A 12,397-nucleotide genomic window follows, 5' to 3' on the forward strand; every position below is an offset into this window, starting at 1 on the left:
CTGGGACTGCCACCATGTACGACGCCCTCCAATGGGACTCTGACCTGATCCGCCGCTACGATCTGGCCGGCCCGCGCTACACCTCCTACCCGACCGCAGTGCAACTGCACAGCGAGATCGGCTCCTTCGACCTGCTCCATGCCCTGCGCGACAGCCGTCGCGCGGCGCGTCCGCTGTCCCTGTACGTTCATGTGCCGTTCTGCGCCAACATCTGCTACTACTGCGCCTGCAACAAGGTCATCACCAAGGACCGCGCCCGCGCCCAGCCCTACCTGCAACGCCTGGAGCAGGAAATCCAGCTGATCGCCTGCCACCTCGACCCGGGACAGACCGTGGAGCAGCTGCACTTCGGCGGCGGCACCCCGACCTTCCTCAGCCATGTTGAACTGCGCGAACTGATGGCCCACCTGCGCCAGCACTTCAACCTGCTGGACGATGATTCCGGCGACTACGGCATCGAGATCGACCCGCGCGAGGCCGACTGGTCGACCATGGGCCTGCTCCGCGAACTGGGCTTCAACCGCGTCAGCCTCGGCGTACAGGACCTCGACCCGGCGGTGCAGCGGGCGATCAACCGCCTGCAGAGCCTGGAGCAGACCCGCACCATCATCGAAGCGGCGCGCACCCTGCAATTCCGCTCGATCAACCTCGACCTGATCTACGGCCTGCCCAAGCAGACCCCGGAAGGCTTCGCCCGCACCGTCGAGGAAGTGATCAAGCTGCAGCCCGACCGCCTCTCGGTGTTCAACTATGCCCACCTGCCGGAGCGCTTCATGCCCCAGCGGCGCATCGACAGCAGCGACCTGCCGGCACCGGCGGCCAAGCTGGAAATGCTCCATCGCACCATCGAGCAACTGACCGGCGCCGGCTACCGCTACATCGGCATGGACCATTTCGCCCTGCCCGACGACGAACTGGCCATCGCCCAGGAAGAAGGCACCCTGCAACGCAATTTCCAGGGCTACACCACCCACGGCCACTGCGACCTGATCGGCCTGGGCGTGTCGTCCATCAGCCAGATCGGCGACCTGTACTGCCAGAACAGCAGCGACCTGGCCGACTACCAGAACGCCCTCGACGCCGCGCAACTGGCGACCCGTCGCGGGCTGATCTGCAACCAGGACGACCGCGTGCGCCGGGCCGTGATCCAGGACCTGATCTGCCATTTCGAGCTGGATTTCGAGCGTATCGAACAGGCGTTCACCATCGACTTCCACGGCTACTTCAAGGAGCTATGGCCGGCATTGAAAGTGATGGCCAAGGACGGTCTGATCGAACTGCGCAGCGACGGCATCAGCGTGCTGCCGGCCGGCCGCCTGCTGGTGCGCTCGGTGTGCATGGTGTTCGACGCGTATCTGGACCTGACCAACCGCCAGCGCTTCTCGCGGGTGATCTAGACCAGCAGCTTCATGGCCTTGCCGACCTGGTCCGGTGTCAGATCGGCCTGGCTCATGGCCCGGACCAGCCCGAAATTGACGGTGTTCAAGGATGCGGACAAGGCGCTGACCCGGGCCTGCAAGGCGGCAGTCTTTTTCTGCATTTCAACCGGATCGAGGGAACGATCGCGCATCAACGCCTGGAGCTGGCGGTTGGCCTCGGCCAGTTCCCTTTGCAGTTTGCGGATCATCTTGAGCAACTGACGAACGGACTCGGGCAGCCCGCTTTCGTCGATATCGGCGTCGCCCTGCTGTTTGCTGGCGACTTCCAGGCCCTTGAGGGACAGGTCGACCTTGATCCCCTCGGACGGCGCGGAACCGCTCTGGCGCGCCTCTTCAGCCTGTTTGGCGGAGGTTTGCGCCTGATTGGCGGGGATCGCCTGGCGAGAACTCTTGATATCGACGGTCAGCATGGCGTGGCCTGCCTGAGGTAAAGATCCATGACGTTTTATCGGCGGCAAAGCCGCGAACTTGAGCGGAAGGCGCACCAAAACAGAGCAAGCTGGCCTACAGTAGCCCGGCTGGGTTACCCTTGCATTCTATGTGTGCTTTCCCACAAGGATCGATGAAATGTCTGAGCCAGTTAAACTGCGCCCTCACAACCAGGCTCATTGCAAGGATTGCAGCCTGGCGCCCCTGTGCCTGCCGTTGTCGCTGAACCTGGAAGACATGGACGCACTGGATGAAATCGTCAAACGCGGGCGACCCCTGAAGAAAGGCGAGTTTCTGTTCCGGCAGGGTGACAACTTCGGCTCTGTCTACGCGGTGCGCTCCGGCGCCCTGAAAACCTTCAGCCTCAGCGATGGCGGCGAAGAGCAGATCACCGGCTTCCATCTGCCCAGCGAACTGGTCGGGCTGTCCGGCATGGACACCGAGGCCTATCCGGTCTCGGCCCAGGCCCAGGAAACCACCTCGGTGTGCGAGATTCCGTTCGAGCGCCTGGACGAGCTTTCGGTGCAACTGCCGCAATTGCGTCGCCAGTTGATGCGGGTGATGAGCCGGGAGATTCGCGACGACCAGCAGATGATGCTGCTGCTCTCGAAGAAAACCGCCGATGAACGCATCGCCACCTTCCTGGTCAACCTCTCCGCACGCTTCCGCGCCCGGGGTTATTCGGCCAACCAGTTCCGCCTGAGCATGTCGCGCAACGAAATCGGCAATTACCTGGGCCTGGCGGTGGAAACCGTATCCCGCGTGTTCACCCGCTTCCAGCAGAACGGCCTGATCGAGGCCGAAGGCAAGGAAGTGCGCATCCTCGACCCGATCCAGCTCTGCGCGCTGGCCGGTGGCGCACTGGAAGCCTGATTCCTCGCGCGAACGGGTATACTGGCGAGCGTTTTGCCCACCAGGATACCCGTTCCATGCCCAGCGACAGCTTTGACCTCAAATCCCTCATCCGCCCGGTCGTGGACTTCCCCAAGCCCGGCGTGATCTTCCGTGACATCACCCCGCTGTTCCAGTCGCCCCGCGGGCTGCGCCATGTCATGGACCAATTCATCGAGCGTTATGTCGAGGCCGACTTCAGCCATATCGGCGCCATGGATGCTCGTGGTTTCCTGATCGGCTCGATCATCGCCCATGAACTGAACAAGCCGCTGATCCTGTTCCGCAAGCAGGGCAAGCTGCCGGCCGATGTGATCAGCCAGGGCTACCAGACCGAATACGGCGAAGCCTTCCTGGAAGTGCATGCCGACAGCCTGTGCGAAGGCGACAAGGTACTGATCTTCGACGACCTGATCGCCACTGGCGGGACCTTGCTGGCGGCGGCAAGCCTGGTGCGGCGAATGGGCGCTGCGGTGTATGAAGCGGCGGCGATCATCGACCTGCCGGAGCTGGGCGGCTCGCAGAAGCTGCGCGAAGCGCAGGTGGAGACGTTCTGCCTGACCGAGTTTTCGCTCAGCGAATACTGATCGGCTTCAGGGCCTCATCGCTGGCAAGCCAGCTCCCACAGGTTCTGCGGCAACGCGGCCCCTGTGGGAGCTGGCTTGCCAGCGATGAGGCCCTGAAAAACAACACAAGATTCAGAGGGAAATTGGTTTACGCCCGGCAAACGAGTGAGCCAGCGTCCCGCCATCCACCAGCTCCAGTTCCCCGCCCAGCGGTACCCCATGGGCGATCCGCGAAGCCACCAGGCCCTTGTCCGCCAGCAACTGGGCGATGTAATGCGCCGTCGCCTCGCCTTCCACCGTCGGGTTGGTCGCCAGGATCACCTCGGTAAAGGTGCCCTGCTCCTCGATCCGCGCCATCAACTGCGGAATCCCGATCGCCTCCGGCCCCAGGCCGTCCAGCGGCGACAGATGCCCCTTGAGCACGAAATAACGCCCGCGATAGCCGGTCTGCTCCACCGCGTAGACGTCCATCGGCCCTTCCACCACGCACAGCAGCGTGTCGTCACGGCGCGGATCAGCGCATTGCGGGCACAACTCCTGCTCGGTCAGGGTGCGGCACTGGCGGCAATGGCCGACCCCTTCCATGGCCTTGGTCAACGCCTCGGCCAGGCGCGTACCGCCGCTGCGGTCGCGCTCCAGCAGTTGCAAGGCCATGCGCTGGGCGGTTTTCTGGCCCACGCCCGGCAGGGTGCGCAAGGCGTCGATCAACTGGCGAATCAGGGGACTGAAGCTCATGGTAAAAGGCCCGGCAAATCATCGAATGGGAGAAACGACAGTGGGAGCGACGACCTTAGGGCCGTGCTCCCACCGTGGGTAAAGCGGATGCCGTCTTAGAACGGCATCTTGAAACCAGGCGGCAACTGCATGCCTGCGGTCATGCCGCTCATCTTGTCCTGGCTGTTCTGCTCGACCTTGCGCACAGCGTCGTTCACGGCGGCGGCGATCAGGTCTTCCAGCACTTCCTTGTCTTCCTGCATCAGGCTGTCGTCCAGGCTGATGCGCTTGACGTCATGACGACCGGTCATGACCACGCTGACCAGGCCGGCGCCGGATTGACCGGTCACTTCGGCGTTGGCCAGTTCTTCCTGCATCTTGGCCATCTTTTCCTGCATCTGCTGCGCCTGCTTCATCAGGCCGGCCATGCCACCTTTCATCATGAGAAATCACCTCGGTAGTTGTATGACTCACCGCGCACCGGGCGCGGCGCTGGATAGGGGTTATTCGCCTTGGGTCACCACGGCGTCGACAGGTTCAATAGTATCGTGGCGCACGCTGGCACCGAACTTCTGGATCATCTGCTGGATGAACGGGTCGTTCTCGATCGACTGCTCGGCCTCGCGCTGGCGGTTGGCGCGCTTGCGTGCCGCGGCCTGGGCCGGGGTTTCCTGCTCGGGGCGGATCAGCTCGATGCTCAGGTTCAGGGTGCGGCCCAGGTGCTGGTTCAGCGCCTCGTTCAGGCGGCGCTGCTGGGTGGCGTTGAACAGGGCACTGTGGTTCGGGTCCAGGTGCAGCAGCCAGTTGTCGCCTTCGGCGCTGACCAGGGTGCAGTTGGCAGCGATGCTCCCGGTCATGCCGGAAATCGGCAAGTGCGGGAACAGCTCCAGCCATTGCAAGGCCAGGCCCGTGGCCGGTTGCGCGGCGGGCTCGGGTTCCGGCTCCGGGGCCGGCTCGGCGCTGAGTTCGGCGGCGTGCTCGGTGGCCAGTTCGTCCAGGTAGCTGTAGCCGGCCGGGTCCACTTCGCCCATGTAGTAATCGTCGTCCGGCGGCGGCTCGTCGTCGCGATCCATGCCGGCGGGGGCGTAGGCCTGGTCGTCGTGGGGCGGTTCTTCGCGCGGGGCGGCAGGCGTCGCGGCGGCGACAGGGGCCGGGGCTGGCTCGGGTTCAGGTGCAGCGACAGACTCGGGAATCGGGTCTTCCCAGGGCAGGTCGGTAACTTCCTCGATTTCCGGCTCGGGCTCGGCTGCGACCACGGGCTCGGCTTCCGGCTCGGGTTGCGGCGCTGGCTCGGGCTCAGGCTCGGGCACCGCCTCGACGACTGGAGCGGGAGCACTGACAGGCTCCGGGGCGGGTGCGGCGATCGCAACCGGGGCCACCGGTGCCGGGGAATCAGTCGTGGCCTGGCTGATCCCCACTGGCTTTAGCGTCGTGCCCGGGGCATCGCCGCTGTCGGCCGGACGGAACGCCAGCATGCGCAGCAACACCATCTCGAAGCCGCCACGCGGATCCGGCGCCAGGGGCAGGTCACGCCGGCCGATCAGGCCCATCTGGTAGTAGAACTGCACATCCTCGGCCGGCAGGGCCTGGGCCAGCGCCAGTACCTTGTCGCGGTCGCCCTGGCCGTTGTCCACCGCCTCCGGCAGCGCCTGGGCGATGGCCACGCGGTGCAGCACGTTGAGCATTTCCGACAACACGCCGTTCCAGTCCGGCCCCTGCTCGGCCAGATGGCGCACGGCCTCCAGCAGCGCCCGGGCATCGCCTTCCAACAAGGCCTGGAGCACGCCATAGACCTGGCCATGATCGAGGGTCCCGAGCATCGCCCGCACATCGGCGGCCAGGACCTTGCCCTCGCCAAAGGCGATGGCCTGGTCGGTCAGGCTCATGGCGTCGCGCATCGACCCGTCGGCAGCGCGGCCGAGCAACCACAGGGCATCGTCCTCGAACGGCACGTTCTCCACACCGAGCACATGGCTCAGGTGCTCGACCACCCGTTCGGGGGTCATGTTCTTCAGGGAGAACTGCAGGCAGCGGGACAGGATGGTCGCCGGCAGTTTCTGCGGGTCGGTGGTGGCCAGGATGAACTTGACGTAGGGCGGCGGCTCTTCCAGGGTCTTCAGCAGGGCGTTGAAGGAATGGCTGGAAAGCATGTGCACTTCGTCGATCAGGTAGACCTTGAAGCGCCCGCGGCTCGGCGCGTACTGCACGTTATCCAGCAGTTCGCGGGTGTCCTCGACCTTGGTCCGGCTCGCGGCGTCGATCTCGATCAGGTCGACGAAACGGCCCTCGTCGATCTCCCGGCACACCGAGCAGGTACCGCAGGGGGTCGAGGTGATGCCGGTTTCGCAGTTCACGCACTTGGCGATGATCCGCGCGATGGTGGTCTTGCCGACCCCGCGGGTGCCGGTGAACAGATAGGCATGGTGCAGGCGCTGGTTATCGAGTGCGTTGATCAAGGCCTTGAGCACGTGGGTCTGGCCGACCATTTCGCGGAACGAGCGCGGACGCCATTTACGTGCAAGGACCTGATAACTCATGAAAAACGTCGCAACCTGAACGAGCGGGGAGAGACCGCTAATGCTAGCGGAGCGGGGGCAAAATTGCATCCTGCCATTCATTCGCGCCACGAACCCTGTGGGAGTCCGCCCGGCCTTTCAGGCTGGGCTGTCGCGCAGAGAACAGTTTCCAAAGCACGACGCGTACCCTGTGGGAGCTGGCTTGCCAGCGATTGCGATGGTGAATTCACTACTGCAATCGCTGGCAAGCCAGCTCCCACAGGGTTCGCGGTGTGCTTTAGAGAAGGCATGCTGCCAGGAACAGCCCACAGCCAAACACCACATGCGTCATCAAACTCCGCCCCCGGTTCCGCCACGGCGTCGGCGTTTTACTGGCAAAGAACCCCGCCCCCATCGCCGGCTGCATCACGCACCACGGCGCCAGCACCGTCGCAATCCCGAAGAGCAAGGCCGGAGCCAGTGTCGGCTGGCGCAACCAGCCTTCTCCCACCAGCCCCACCAACCCGGCCGCGAACAGCAACCCTATCGCATAATGCAGCACCCAGCCCCAGGCCAGCTCGTGGGCCACAGGTTCACTCCTGGCAATCCCCTGATGATGCACGCACCCCTTCAACAGATGCCCGGCCCAGCGCCCGAGCATGGCGTAATTCAGGGTGGCGACCCCAAGCCGCTTGAGCAACAGCGTCCACAGGTCCATGACCAGCGTGGCACCCACCCCGATCAACACAATGGAAAACATGGCAAATCCCCTCGGCACGTTGACGAAATCGAAACATGCCGCGCAGGATAGAAGTTGAAGTCAACTTCAAGTCAAGGGTTCGCCAATGGACATTGCCGACGTCGCCAAACGCACCGGAGTACCGGCCTCGACGCTGCGTTACTACCAGAAGATCGGCCTGCTCCAGTCCCTCGCCGGCCACGGCCAGCGGCGCCAGTTCGCGGCGGACGTGGAAGACCGCCTGGCCCTGATCGCCCTGGGCCAGGCGGCGGGTTTTTCCCTGGATGAGGTGGGCGCGATGCTGGTGGACCTGCAGGTGGACCGGCACATGCTGGTGGCCAGGGCCGACGAGATCGATGCGCAGGTCAAGCGCTTGCAGGCGATGAGCAAGGGGCTGCGGCATGCGGCGCAGTGTCCGGAGAAGGATCACCTGGCGTGTCCGACGTTTCGGCGGTTGATGAAGGTGTCGTTGCTCAGGCGCTGAGCGAAGCTTCGCCGCCGGCAGCCGGTTGCACCTGGTGCAAAGGCTAAATACGCTTCGTCAGCCATTGAACACCGTCCACCAAAGACGCTTGAAAAGGACCCCGCATGATCTTCAAGTCCGATGACGAAGCCATCGCCGAACGCTATTTCCGCTCCTCCCAGGACATCGGCTCGCTGTTCGCGATCAGTGCCGGCCTGACCTGCCTGCAATTCCAGGACCCACGACCTTTCGCCATGATCATCACGGCCTTGTTCTTCCTTTGGGCGTTTCTCTCGGGCGGCGCTTATCGCCGAATCGCCAAGGCGTACCTGAAGCAGTATCCCGGTGTTCTCGGAGGCATTCGGTTTGCGCTTACCAAGTTGCCACTGGTGCTGTGCAGCCTGACGTTTCTCACCCTGATCATGATGGGCGTGCTTACTGCGGAGCGAATTCTGCAATTCGGCAAGCTTCTACCTGCCTCTCCGCTCTGAAAAGGGAAACGGTCCGGCTTGCCGTGCTGCTCAACTGAAAACCGGCCCCCTCGTTTTACTCCGCGCAACGCCAGGCAGGCGCGGAAAGATGCTCATGGAAAAAGTCGGACAGCGCCCTGATCTTCGCTGGCCGCGTCCGTGCAGACGGCGTGACGAAGTACAACCCTCCCCGCGTCATGCTCCACTGCGGAAGGATTCGCTCCAGACGCCCATCGGCCAGGTACTCGCTGGCGATGAACTCGGGCAGTTCCGCGATGGCGAGCCCTTCGAGCAAGACCGGCAACAGCGCATCGGAGTTGGTGACCCGCAGCGGCCCTGTGGGCAACACGTCTTCTTCCGTCCCCGAGGCGTCAGTAAAGCGCCACACCTGGCTCCGGGCGCGGTAGGCATAGCTAAGACAGGGGGCATCAGCCAGATCCGTTGGATGTTGCGGACGACCGTGCCGCTGCAGATAGGCCGGCGCCGCCACCAGCACCTGCGTGACGGCGCAGAGGCGCCTGGCTACCAAGGAGGAATCGGACAACGCGGCAATCCGCAGTGCCGCGTCGAAACCTTCTGCAACCAGGTCCACCGAGGCATCGGAGAGATGCAGGTCGATGGACAGCCCGGGGTACTGGCGGATCAATTTCGGCAGCAATGGCGCCACCCAACGCAACCCGAACGACATCGGCACCGCCAGCCGCACCTGCCCACGGGGTTGCACCGACAGCTCCATGGCCTGCCCTTCGACCTCCTCGGCCTGTCGATAGATCTCGCTCGCCTTGCCGACCATGCCATGCCCGAACTCGGTCAACGACAGTTGCCGTGACGTGCGGTTGAACAGCCGCCCGCCCAAGCGCTCTTCGAGGCGGGCAACCGCACGTGACACCGTCGGCACCGAGACGCCCATGACCCGCGCCGCCGCCGCGAACGACCCTTCTTCCGCCACCTTGGCGAACATGGCCAGGCCTTCAAAATCCGGAAGTTTGCTCATTTCAATTCTGCAACGATGAGTTTCAAACGATTCTATTTTGGTTTTATCTGATCGTCGATACGCTTCTCCCACCGAAACAAACACCCTCTTGGAGAAGCATCATGAACGGCAAGCTTGAAGGCAAAATCGCAATCGTCACCGGTGGCACCAGCGGCATCGGCCTGGCCACCGCAAGGCTCTTCGCCAGCGAAGGCGCAACCGTCTACATCACGGGCCGTCGCCAGGCGGAACTGGACGCCGCCGTGGCGCTGATCGGCAACGCGACCGGCGTGCAGGTCGACTCCTCGAAGGTGGAGCAACTGGACGCGTTCTACCAGAGGATAAAAGCGCAACACGGCCGCATCGACGTGCTGTTCGCCAATGCCGGTGGCGGCTCGATGCTGCCGCTGGGCGAGATCACCGAGGCGCACTACCACGACACCTTCGACCGCAACGTCAAGGGCACGCTGTTCACCGTGCAGCAGGCGCTGCCGCTATTGGCACAAAATGCCTCGGTGATCCTCACCGGTTCCACCGCAGGCAGTTCCGGCACCCCGGCGTTCAGCGTGTACGCGGCGTCCAAGGCCGCCGTACGAGCCTTTGCCCGCAACTGGATTCTGGATCTGAAAGACCGGAATGTTCGGGTCAATACCATCAGCCCGGGTGCCACCCGTACCCCGGGCCTGGTGGAACTCGCCGGCCCCGATGCTGCGCAACAGCAAGGCCTGCTGGACTACCTGGCTTCGCAGATCCCGCTGGGTCGCGTCGGCGAACCGGAAGAAATCGCCAAGGCCGCACTGTTCCTGGCGTCCAGCGATGCCAGCTTTGTGAATGGGGCAGAACTGTTCGTCGATGGTGGCCAGGCGCAAATCTGATCTTGAGGGCGCTTCATCTTTACAAGCACGAAAAGGGGCAGATCCATTACCGCTGCGCAGTCCTGCCGGCAAATGGATCTACCCCTTTGTTATTTCAAGCGAGGACGGCAGCGGTACGTTGCCCGCCAAGCAAAGCGACTTGCACCGACTAACTGACATCAACGATGCTTTTTCCGAGTTTTCCTCCCTCTTGATGCAGGTTCAGCGCATGCCGCTGAGTTTTTACAAGATGCACGCCAACGGCGACGACTTTGTAATCGTCGACGCCAGAACCGCCCAAGTCCCGATCACCGAACACCTCGCCCGCAAAATGGGGGACCGCAACCGGGGTGTCGGCTTCAATCAGCTGGCGCTACTGCGTGCCTGTGATGATGCCGATGCGCAGGTGCTGTTCTGGAATGCCGACGGCTCCCCCCTGGACACCTGCGGAAGCGCAACCCGCGGTGCCGCCGATATCCTCATGCGCGAAAGCGACACCTCATCCGTAATCTTGCGAACCAACCGGGGCCGCCTCACCTGCGTGCGAACCGCCACCGGCGAAATCTCGGTCAGCATGGGGCAACCGATGCTCGACTGGGCCGAAATCCCTTTGGCGCGAGAACTGGACACCGCCTCTCTGCCCATTGCCGGCAATCCCGCCGCCGTAAGCATGGGCAACCCGCACTGCACCTACTTCGTGGATGACCTGGCGGCGGTGGACGTTGCCGCCGTTGGGCCAGCGCTGGAAAAGAACCTGCTGTTTCCCGCCAGGACGAATGTGCACTTCGTCCAGGTCATCAACCGACAGCACATCCGCCTGCGTATCTGGGAGCGAGGCGGAGGTGTGCCCCAGGGTTCAGGTTCCTGCTCATGTGGCGCTGCGGTGAATGGCATTCGCCGTGGGTTGCTGGATGACGTGGTCCAAGTCGAATGTGATGGCGGGAGTGTCACGGTTCAGTGGGATGGGGCTGGCGCCGTGGTGCTGACTGGCCCGGTGGAAATGTTGTTCTTCGGGAAACTGGCGGAGGGCTTTTTGAATCGCTCACATCCCGGGCTGATTTGCATCGGTAAAAAATGTCGCATTTAGCGGCAAAACTTCCTCGATTTCCGACTTTCTTGTAGGCAATTTCCCAAGCATACTTTTCCGCCCTATCAGTCGTTGCGCTCCTGGAAATCCGCACCTAGTCTGCTTCGGTCGTTGAACACAACGACCGGTTGTGACAGGCCGGGTTTCTTGAGGATCGCTAGTCGTTATGGCGGCTGTGCGTGTGGGCGCCTTCGTGCGCGCCAGGTTGTCCTCAAGTCCTGGTCTGTCAACCCGCGCACAGTTGCCACCCTCCTGTTTGACAGCAGGTTTTCAATCGCTTCACTACTTGAGGAAATACGATGAAAAAGCTTGTTCCCGATCCACCACCCACTCTTTGCGTAGGTCCTGGGCTCTCTCATGAAGAAGCCATCAAGCGGGCTACAGAACATCTCAACAGAGCGATACTCAGGGCTGCCTATCTGCCCGACCCGCCCGATGTACGGCATCGGGAAATGCTCAGTGATGCGTTGCTGAACATGAGGATTTCCAAGGCGTTGCTGGCGCTTGCAGTGGCCGCGTCGCCACTGACGGTAGCGGTATGAAAAAGGCCCCGGAGCCAAGCTTCGCGGCCTTCTTGCACAACAAAACAATCACTTTACGCCGTCCTCATTTCGGTCAGTCTGCGTCGGTCTTCGCTCATCGACGACACGGATAGCAGTCCGTAATGTGGGCGCAGCAGCACTCCTGCCATGGCGGCTGTGCGTGTGGGCACCTTCAGGTGCGCCGGTTTCCATGTTCCGGTCTGCTAACCCACGCACAGTCGCCACCCTTCGTTTAGCAGCGATCAGTGGCGTATCCATCCACCAACATGGAAATTCACCATTTAAAAGCTCGCTCCCGTTCCACCGACTACGCTCTGCGTCGGTCCTGGGCTGTCTCACGAAGAAGCCAATAAGAGTGCGGCGGAACATCCCAATGGAGCGATACTCAGGAGCGTCTACTTGCCCGACCCACCTAATACGAGACATAGGGAAACGCTCAGTGATTCGTTGATGAGTATGATGAGTTCCAAGGCGTTGGCGCTTTAGGTGGCGGCTTCGCCTTGGACGGTAGCAATATGAAAAGGGCCTCAGCGTTTGTATTTGCGGGATTTTGAACTAATCCGAGCTGGACCGAAACTCTCCTATCCTTCCTACCCAAAATGTCGCATTCGGCGCTGAAACCTCGTACATTTCCGACACCATTGTAGGCAATTTCCCAAGCATGCTTTTCTGCCCTGTAAAGCCGTTGCGCTCTTGGAAATCCCAACCTACTCTGCATCTGTCGTTGAACACAAC

Annotated in this window: 15 protein-coding genes; 8 read left to right on the forward strand and 7 right to left on the reverse strand. The window is 62.5% G+C overall.

Going from position 1 to position 12,397, the window contains the following annotated elements; genetic code table 11:
* Positions 1–14 precede the first annotated feature (14 nt).
* The gene (gene hemN, locus N7650_RS23470) at positions 15–1,397 is read left to right on the forward strand and encodes an oxygen-independent coproporphyrinogen III oxidase (RefSeq protein ID WP_279900229.1); all 1,383 of its coding nucleotides are present in this window, start codon (positions 15–17) and stop codon (positions 1,395–1,397) included.
* Here hemN and N7650_RS23475 read toward each other — a convergent pair.
* Entirely contained in the window at positions 1,394–1,849 is a 456-nt protein-coding gene (locus N7650_RS23475) for a hypothetical protein (protein WP_279900230.1), read from the reverse strand. The two genes, hemN and N7650_RS23475, sit on opposite strands and share 4 nt — an antisense overlap.
* Before the next feature lie 157 nt (positions 1,850–2,006).
* On the opposite strand from N7650_RS23475, the gene fnrA reads away from it, so the two are divergent.
* Positions 2,007–2,741: a Crp/Fnr family transcriptional regulator FnrA gene (gene fnrA, locus N7650_RS23480; RefSeq protein WP_009396203.1), complete on the forward strand. Its 735-nt coding sequence runs from the start codon at positions 2,007–2,009 to the stop codon at positions 2,739–2,741.
* A 56-nt stretch (positions 2,742–2,797) separates the two neighbouring features.
* Complete coding sequence (locus tag N7650_RS23485) at positions 2,798–3,346, forward strand: adenine phosphoribosyltransferase (protein ID WP_009396202.1); 549 nt, start codon at positions 2,798–2,800, stop codon at positions 3,344–3,346.
* A 111-nt stretch (positions 3,347–3,457) separates the two neighbouring features.
* Here N7650_RS23485 and recR read toward each other — a convergent pair whose 3' ends face one another.
* From recR to N7650_RS23505, 4 genes are all read right to left on the reverse strand, one after another.
* Complete coding sequence (gene recR, locus N7650_RS23490; protein ID WP_009396200.1) at positions 3,458–4,060, reverse strand: recombination mediator RecR; 603 nt, start codon at positions 4,058–4,060, stop codon at positions 3,458–3,460.
* Positions 4,061–4,155: 95 nt separating this feature from the next.
* Positions 4,156–4,482 (reverse strand): YbaB/EbfC family nucleoid-associated protein, encoded by a 327-nt coding sequence (locus N7650_RS23495; RefSeq protein WP_009396198.1) that lies wholly within the window; start codon positions 4,480–4,482, stop codon positions 4,156–4,158.
* A 60-nt stretch (positions 4,483–4,542) separates the two neighbouring features.
* Entirely contained in the window at positions 4,543–6,576 is a 2,034-nt protein-coding gene (gene dnaX, locus N7650_RS23500; protein ID WP_279900231.1) for a DNA polymerase III subunit gamma/tau, read from the reverse strand.
* Between the two features lie 256 nt (positions 6,577–6,832).
* A complete protein-coding gene (locus tag N7650_RS23505) occupies positions 6,833–7,294 on the reverse strand; it encodes a DUF2938 domain-containing protein (protein ID WP_279900232.1) in 462 nt (153 codons plus the stop codon).
* A gap of 85 nt (positions 7,295–7,379) precedes the next feature.
* On the opposite strand from N7650_RS23505, the gene N7650_RS23510 reads away from it, so the two are divergent.
* The gene (locus N7650_RS23510) at positions 7,380–7,757 is read left to right on the forward strand and encodes a helix-turn-helix domain-containing protein (protein ID WP_009396192.1); all 378 of its coding nucleotides are present in this window, start codon (positions 7,380–7,382) and stop codon (positions 7,755–7,757) included.
* Positions 7,758–7,861: 104 nt separating this feature from the next.
* Positions 7,862–8,227 (forward strand): hypothetical protein, encoded by a 366-nt coding sequence (locus N7650_RS23515; RefSeq protein WP_279900233.1) that lies wholly within the window; start codon positions 7,862–7,864, stop codon positions 8,225–8,227.
* Positions 8,228–8,282: 55 nt separating this feature from the next.
* On the opposite strand, the gene N7650_RS23520 is transcribed toward N7650_RS23515, so the two are convergent.
* Positions 8,283–9,200 carry a LysR family transcriptional regulator gene (locus N7650_RS23520; RefSeq protein ID WP_279900234.1) on the reverse strand — a complete coding sequence of 306 codons (918 nt, stop codon included), beginning with the start codon at positions 9,198–9,200 and terminating at the stop codon, positions 8,283–8,285.
* A gap of 101 nt (positions 9,201–9,301) precedes the next feature.
* On the opposite strand from N7650_RS23520, the gene N7650_RS23525 reads away from it, so the two are divergent.
* The 3 genes from N7650_RS23525 (at position 9,302) to N7650_RS23535 (ending at position 11,662) form a co-directional block, all read left to right on the forward strand.
* Entirely contained in the window at positions 9,302–10,054 is a 753-nt protein-coding gene (locus N7650_RS23525) for an SDR family oxidoreductase (protein WP_279900235.1), read from the forward strand.
* Positions 10,055–10,262: 208 nt separating this feature from the next.
* Positions 10,263–11,120 carry a diaminopimelate epimerase gene (gene dapF, locus N7650_RS23530; RefSeq protein WP_279900239.1) on the forward strand — a complete coding sequence of 286 codons (858 nt, stop codon included), beginning with the start codon at positions 10,263–10,265 and terminating at the stop codon, positions 11,118–11,120.
* A gap of 299 nt (positions 11,121–11,419) precedes the next feature.
* Entirely contained in the window at positions 11,420–11,662 is a 243-nt protein-coding gene (locus N7650_RS23535; protein ID WP_279900236.1) for a hypothetical protein, read from the forward strand.
* A gap of 555 nt (positions 11,663–12,217) precedes the next feature.
* On the opposite strand, the gene N7650_RS23540 is transcribed toward N7650_RS23535, so the two are convergent.
* The coding region (locus tag N7650_RS23540; RefSeq protein ID WP_279900237.1) for a hypothetical protein at positions 12,218–12,397 on the reverse strand (180 nt) is incomplete at its 5' end.

The organism is Pseudomonas sp. GD04058 (genome assembly GCF_029836855.1).
In the GTDB taxonomy this organism is placed as follows: Bacteria; Pseudomonadota; Gammaproteobacteria; order Pseudomonadales; family Pseudomonadaceae; genus Aquipseudomonas; species Aquipseudomonas bharatica.

Coding starts and splice junctions, on each gene's coding strand:
- N7650_RS23535 (WP_279900236.1), top strand. CDS start 11,420: ATGAAAAAGCTTGTTCCCGATCCACCACCCACTCTTTGCGTAGGTCCT.
- N7650_RS23520 (WP_279900234.1), bottom strand. CDS start 9,200: ATGAGCAAACTTCCGGATTTTGAAGGCCTGGCCATGTTCGCCAAGGTG.
- fnrA (WP_009396203.1), top strand. CDS start 2,007: ATGTCTGAGCCAGTTAAACTGCGCCCTCACAACCAGGCTCATTGCAAG.
- recR (WP_009396200.1), bottom strand. CDS start 4,060: ATGAGCTTCAGTCCCCTGATTCGCCAGTTGATCGACGCCTTGCGCACC.
- N7650_RS23525 (WP_279900235.1), top strand. CDS start 9,302: ATGAACGGCAAGCTTGAAGGCAAAATCGCAATCGTCACCGGTGGCACC.
- N7650_RS23510 (WP_009396192.1), top strand. CDS start 7,380: ATGGACATTGCCGACGTCGCCAAACGCACCGGAGTACCGGCCTCGACG.
- dnaX (WP_279900231.1), bottom strand. CDS start 6,576: ATGAGTTATCAGGTCCTTGCACGTAAATGGCGTCCGCGCTCGTTCCGC.
- dapF (WP_279900239.1), top strand. CDS start 10,263: ATGCCGCTGAGTTTTTACAAGATGCACGCCAACGGCGACGACTTTGTA.
- N7650_RS23515 (WP_279900233.1), top strand. CDS start 7,862: ATGATCTTCAAGTCCGATGACGAAGCCATCGCCGAACGCTATTTCCGC.
- N7650_RS23485 (WP_009396202.1), top strand. CDS start 2,798: ATGCCCAGCGACAGCTTTGACCTCAAATCCCTCATCCGCCCGGTCGTG.
- N7650_RS23475 (WP_279900230.1), bottom strand. CDS start 1,849: ATGCTGACCGTCGATATCAAGAGTTCTCGCCAGGCGATCCCCGCCAAT.
- N7650_RS23505 (WP_279900232.1), bottom strand. CDS start 7,294: ATGTTTTCCATTGTGTTGATCGGGGTGGGTGCCACGCTGGTCATGGAC.
- N7650_RS23495 (WP_009396198.1), bottom strand. CDS start 4,482: ATGATGAAAGGTGGCATGGCCGGCCTGATGAAGCAGGCGCAGCAGATG.
- hemN (WP_279900229.1), top strand. CDS start 15: ATGTACGACGCCCTCCAATGGGACTCTGACCTGATCCGCCGCTACGAT.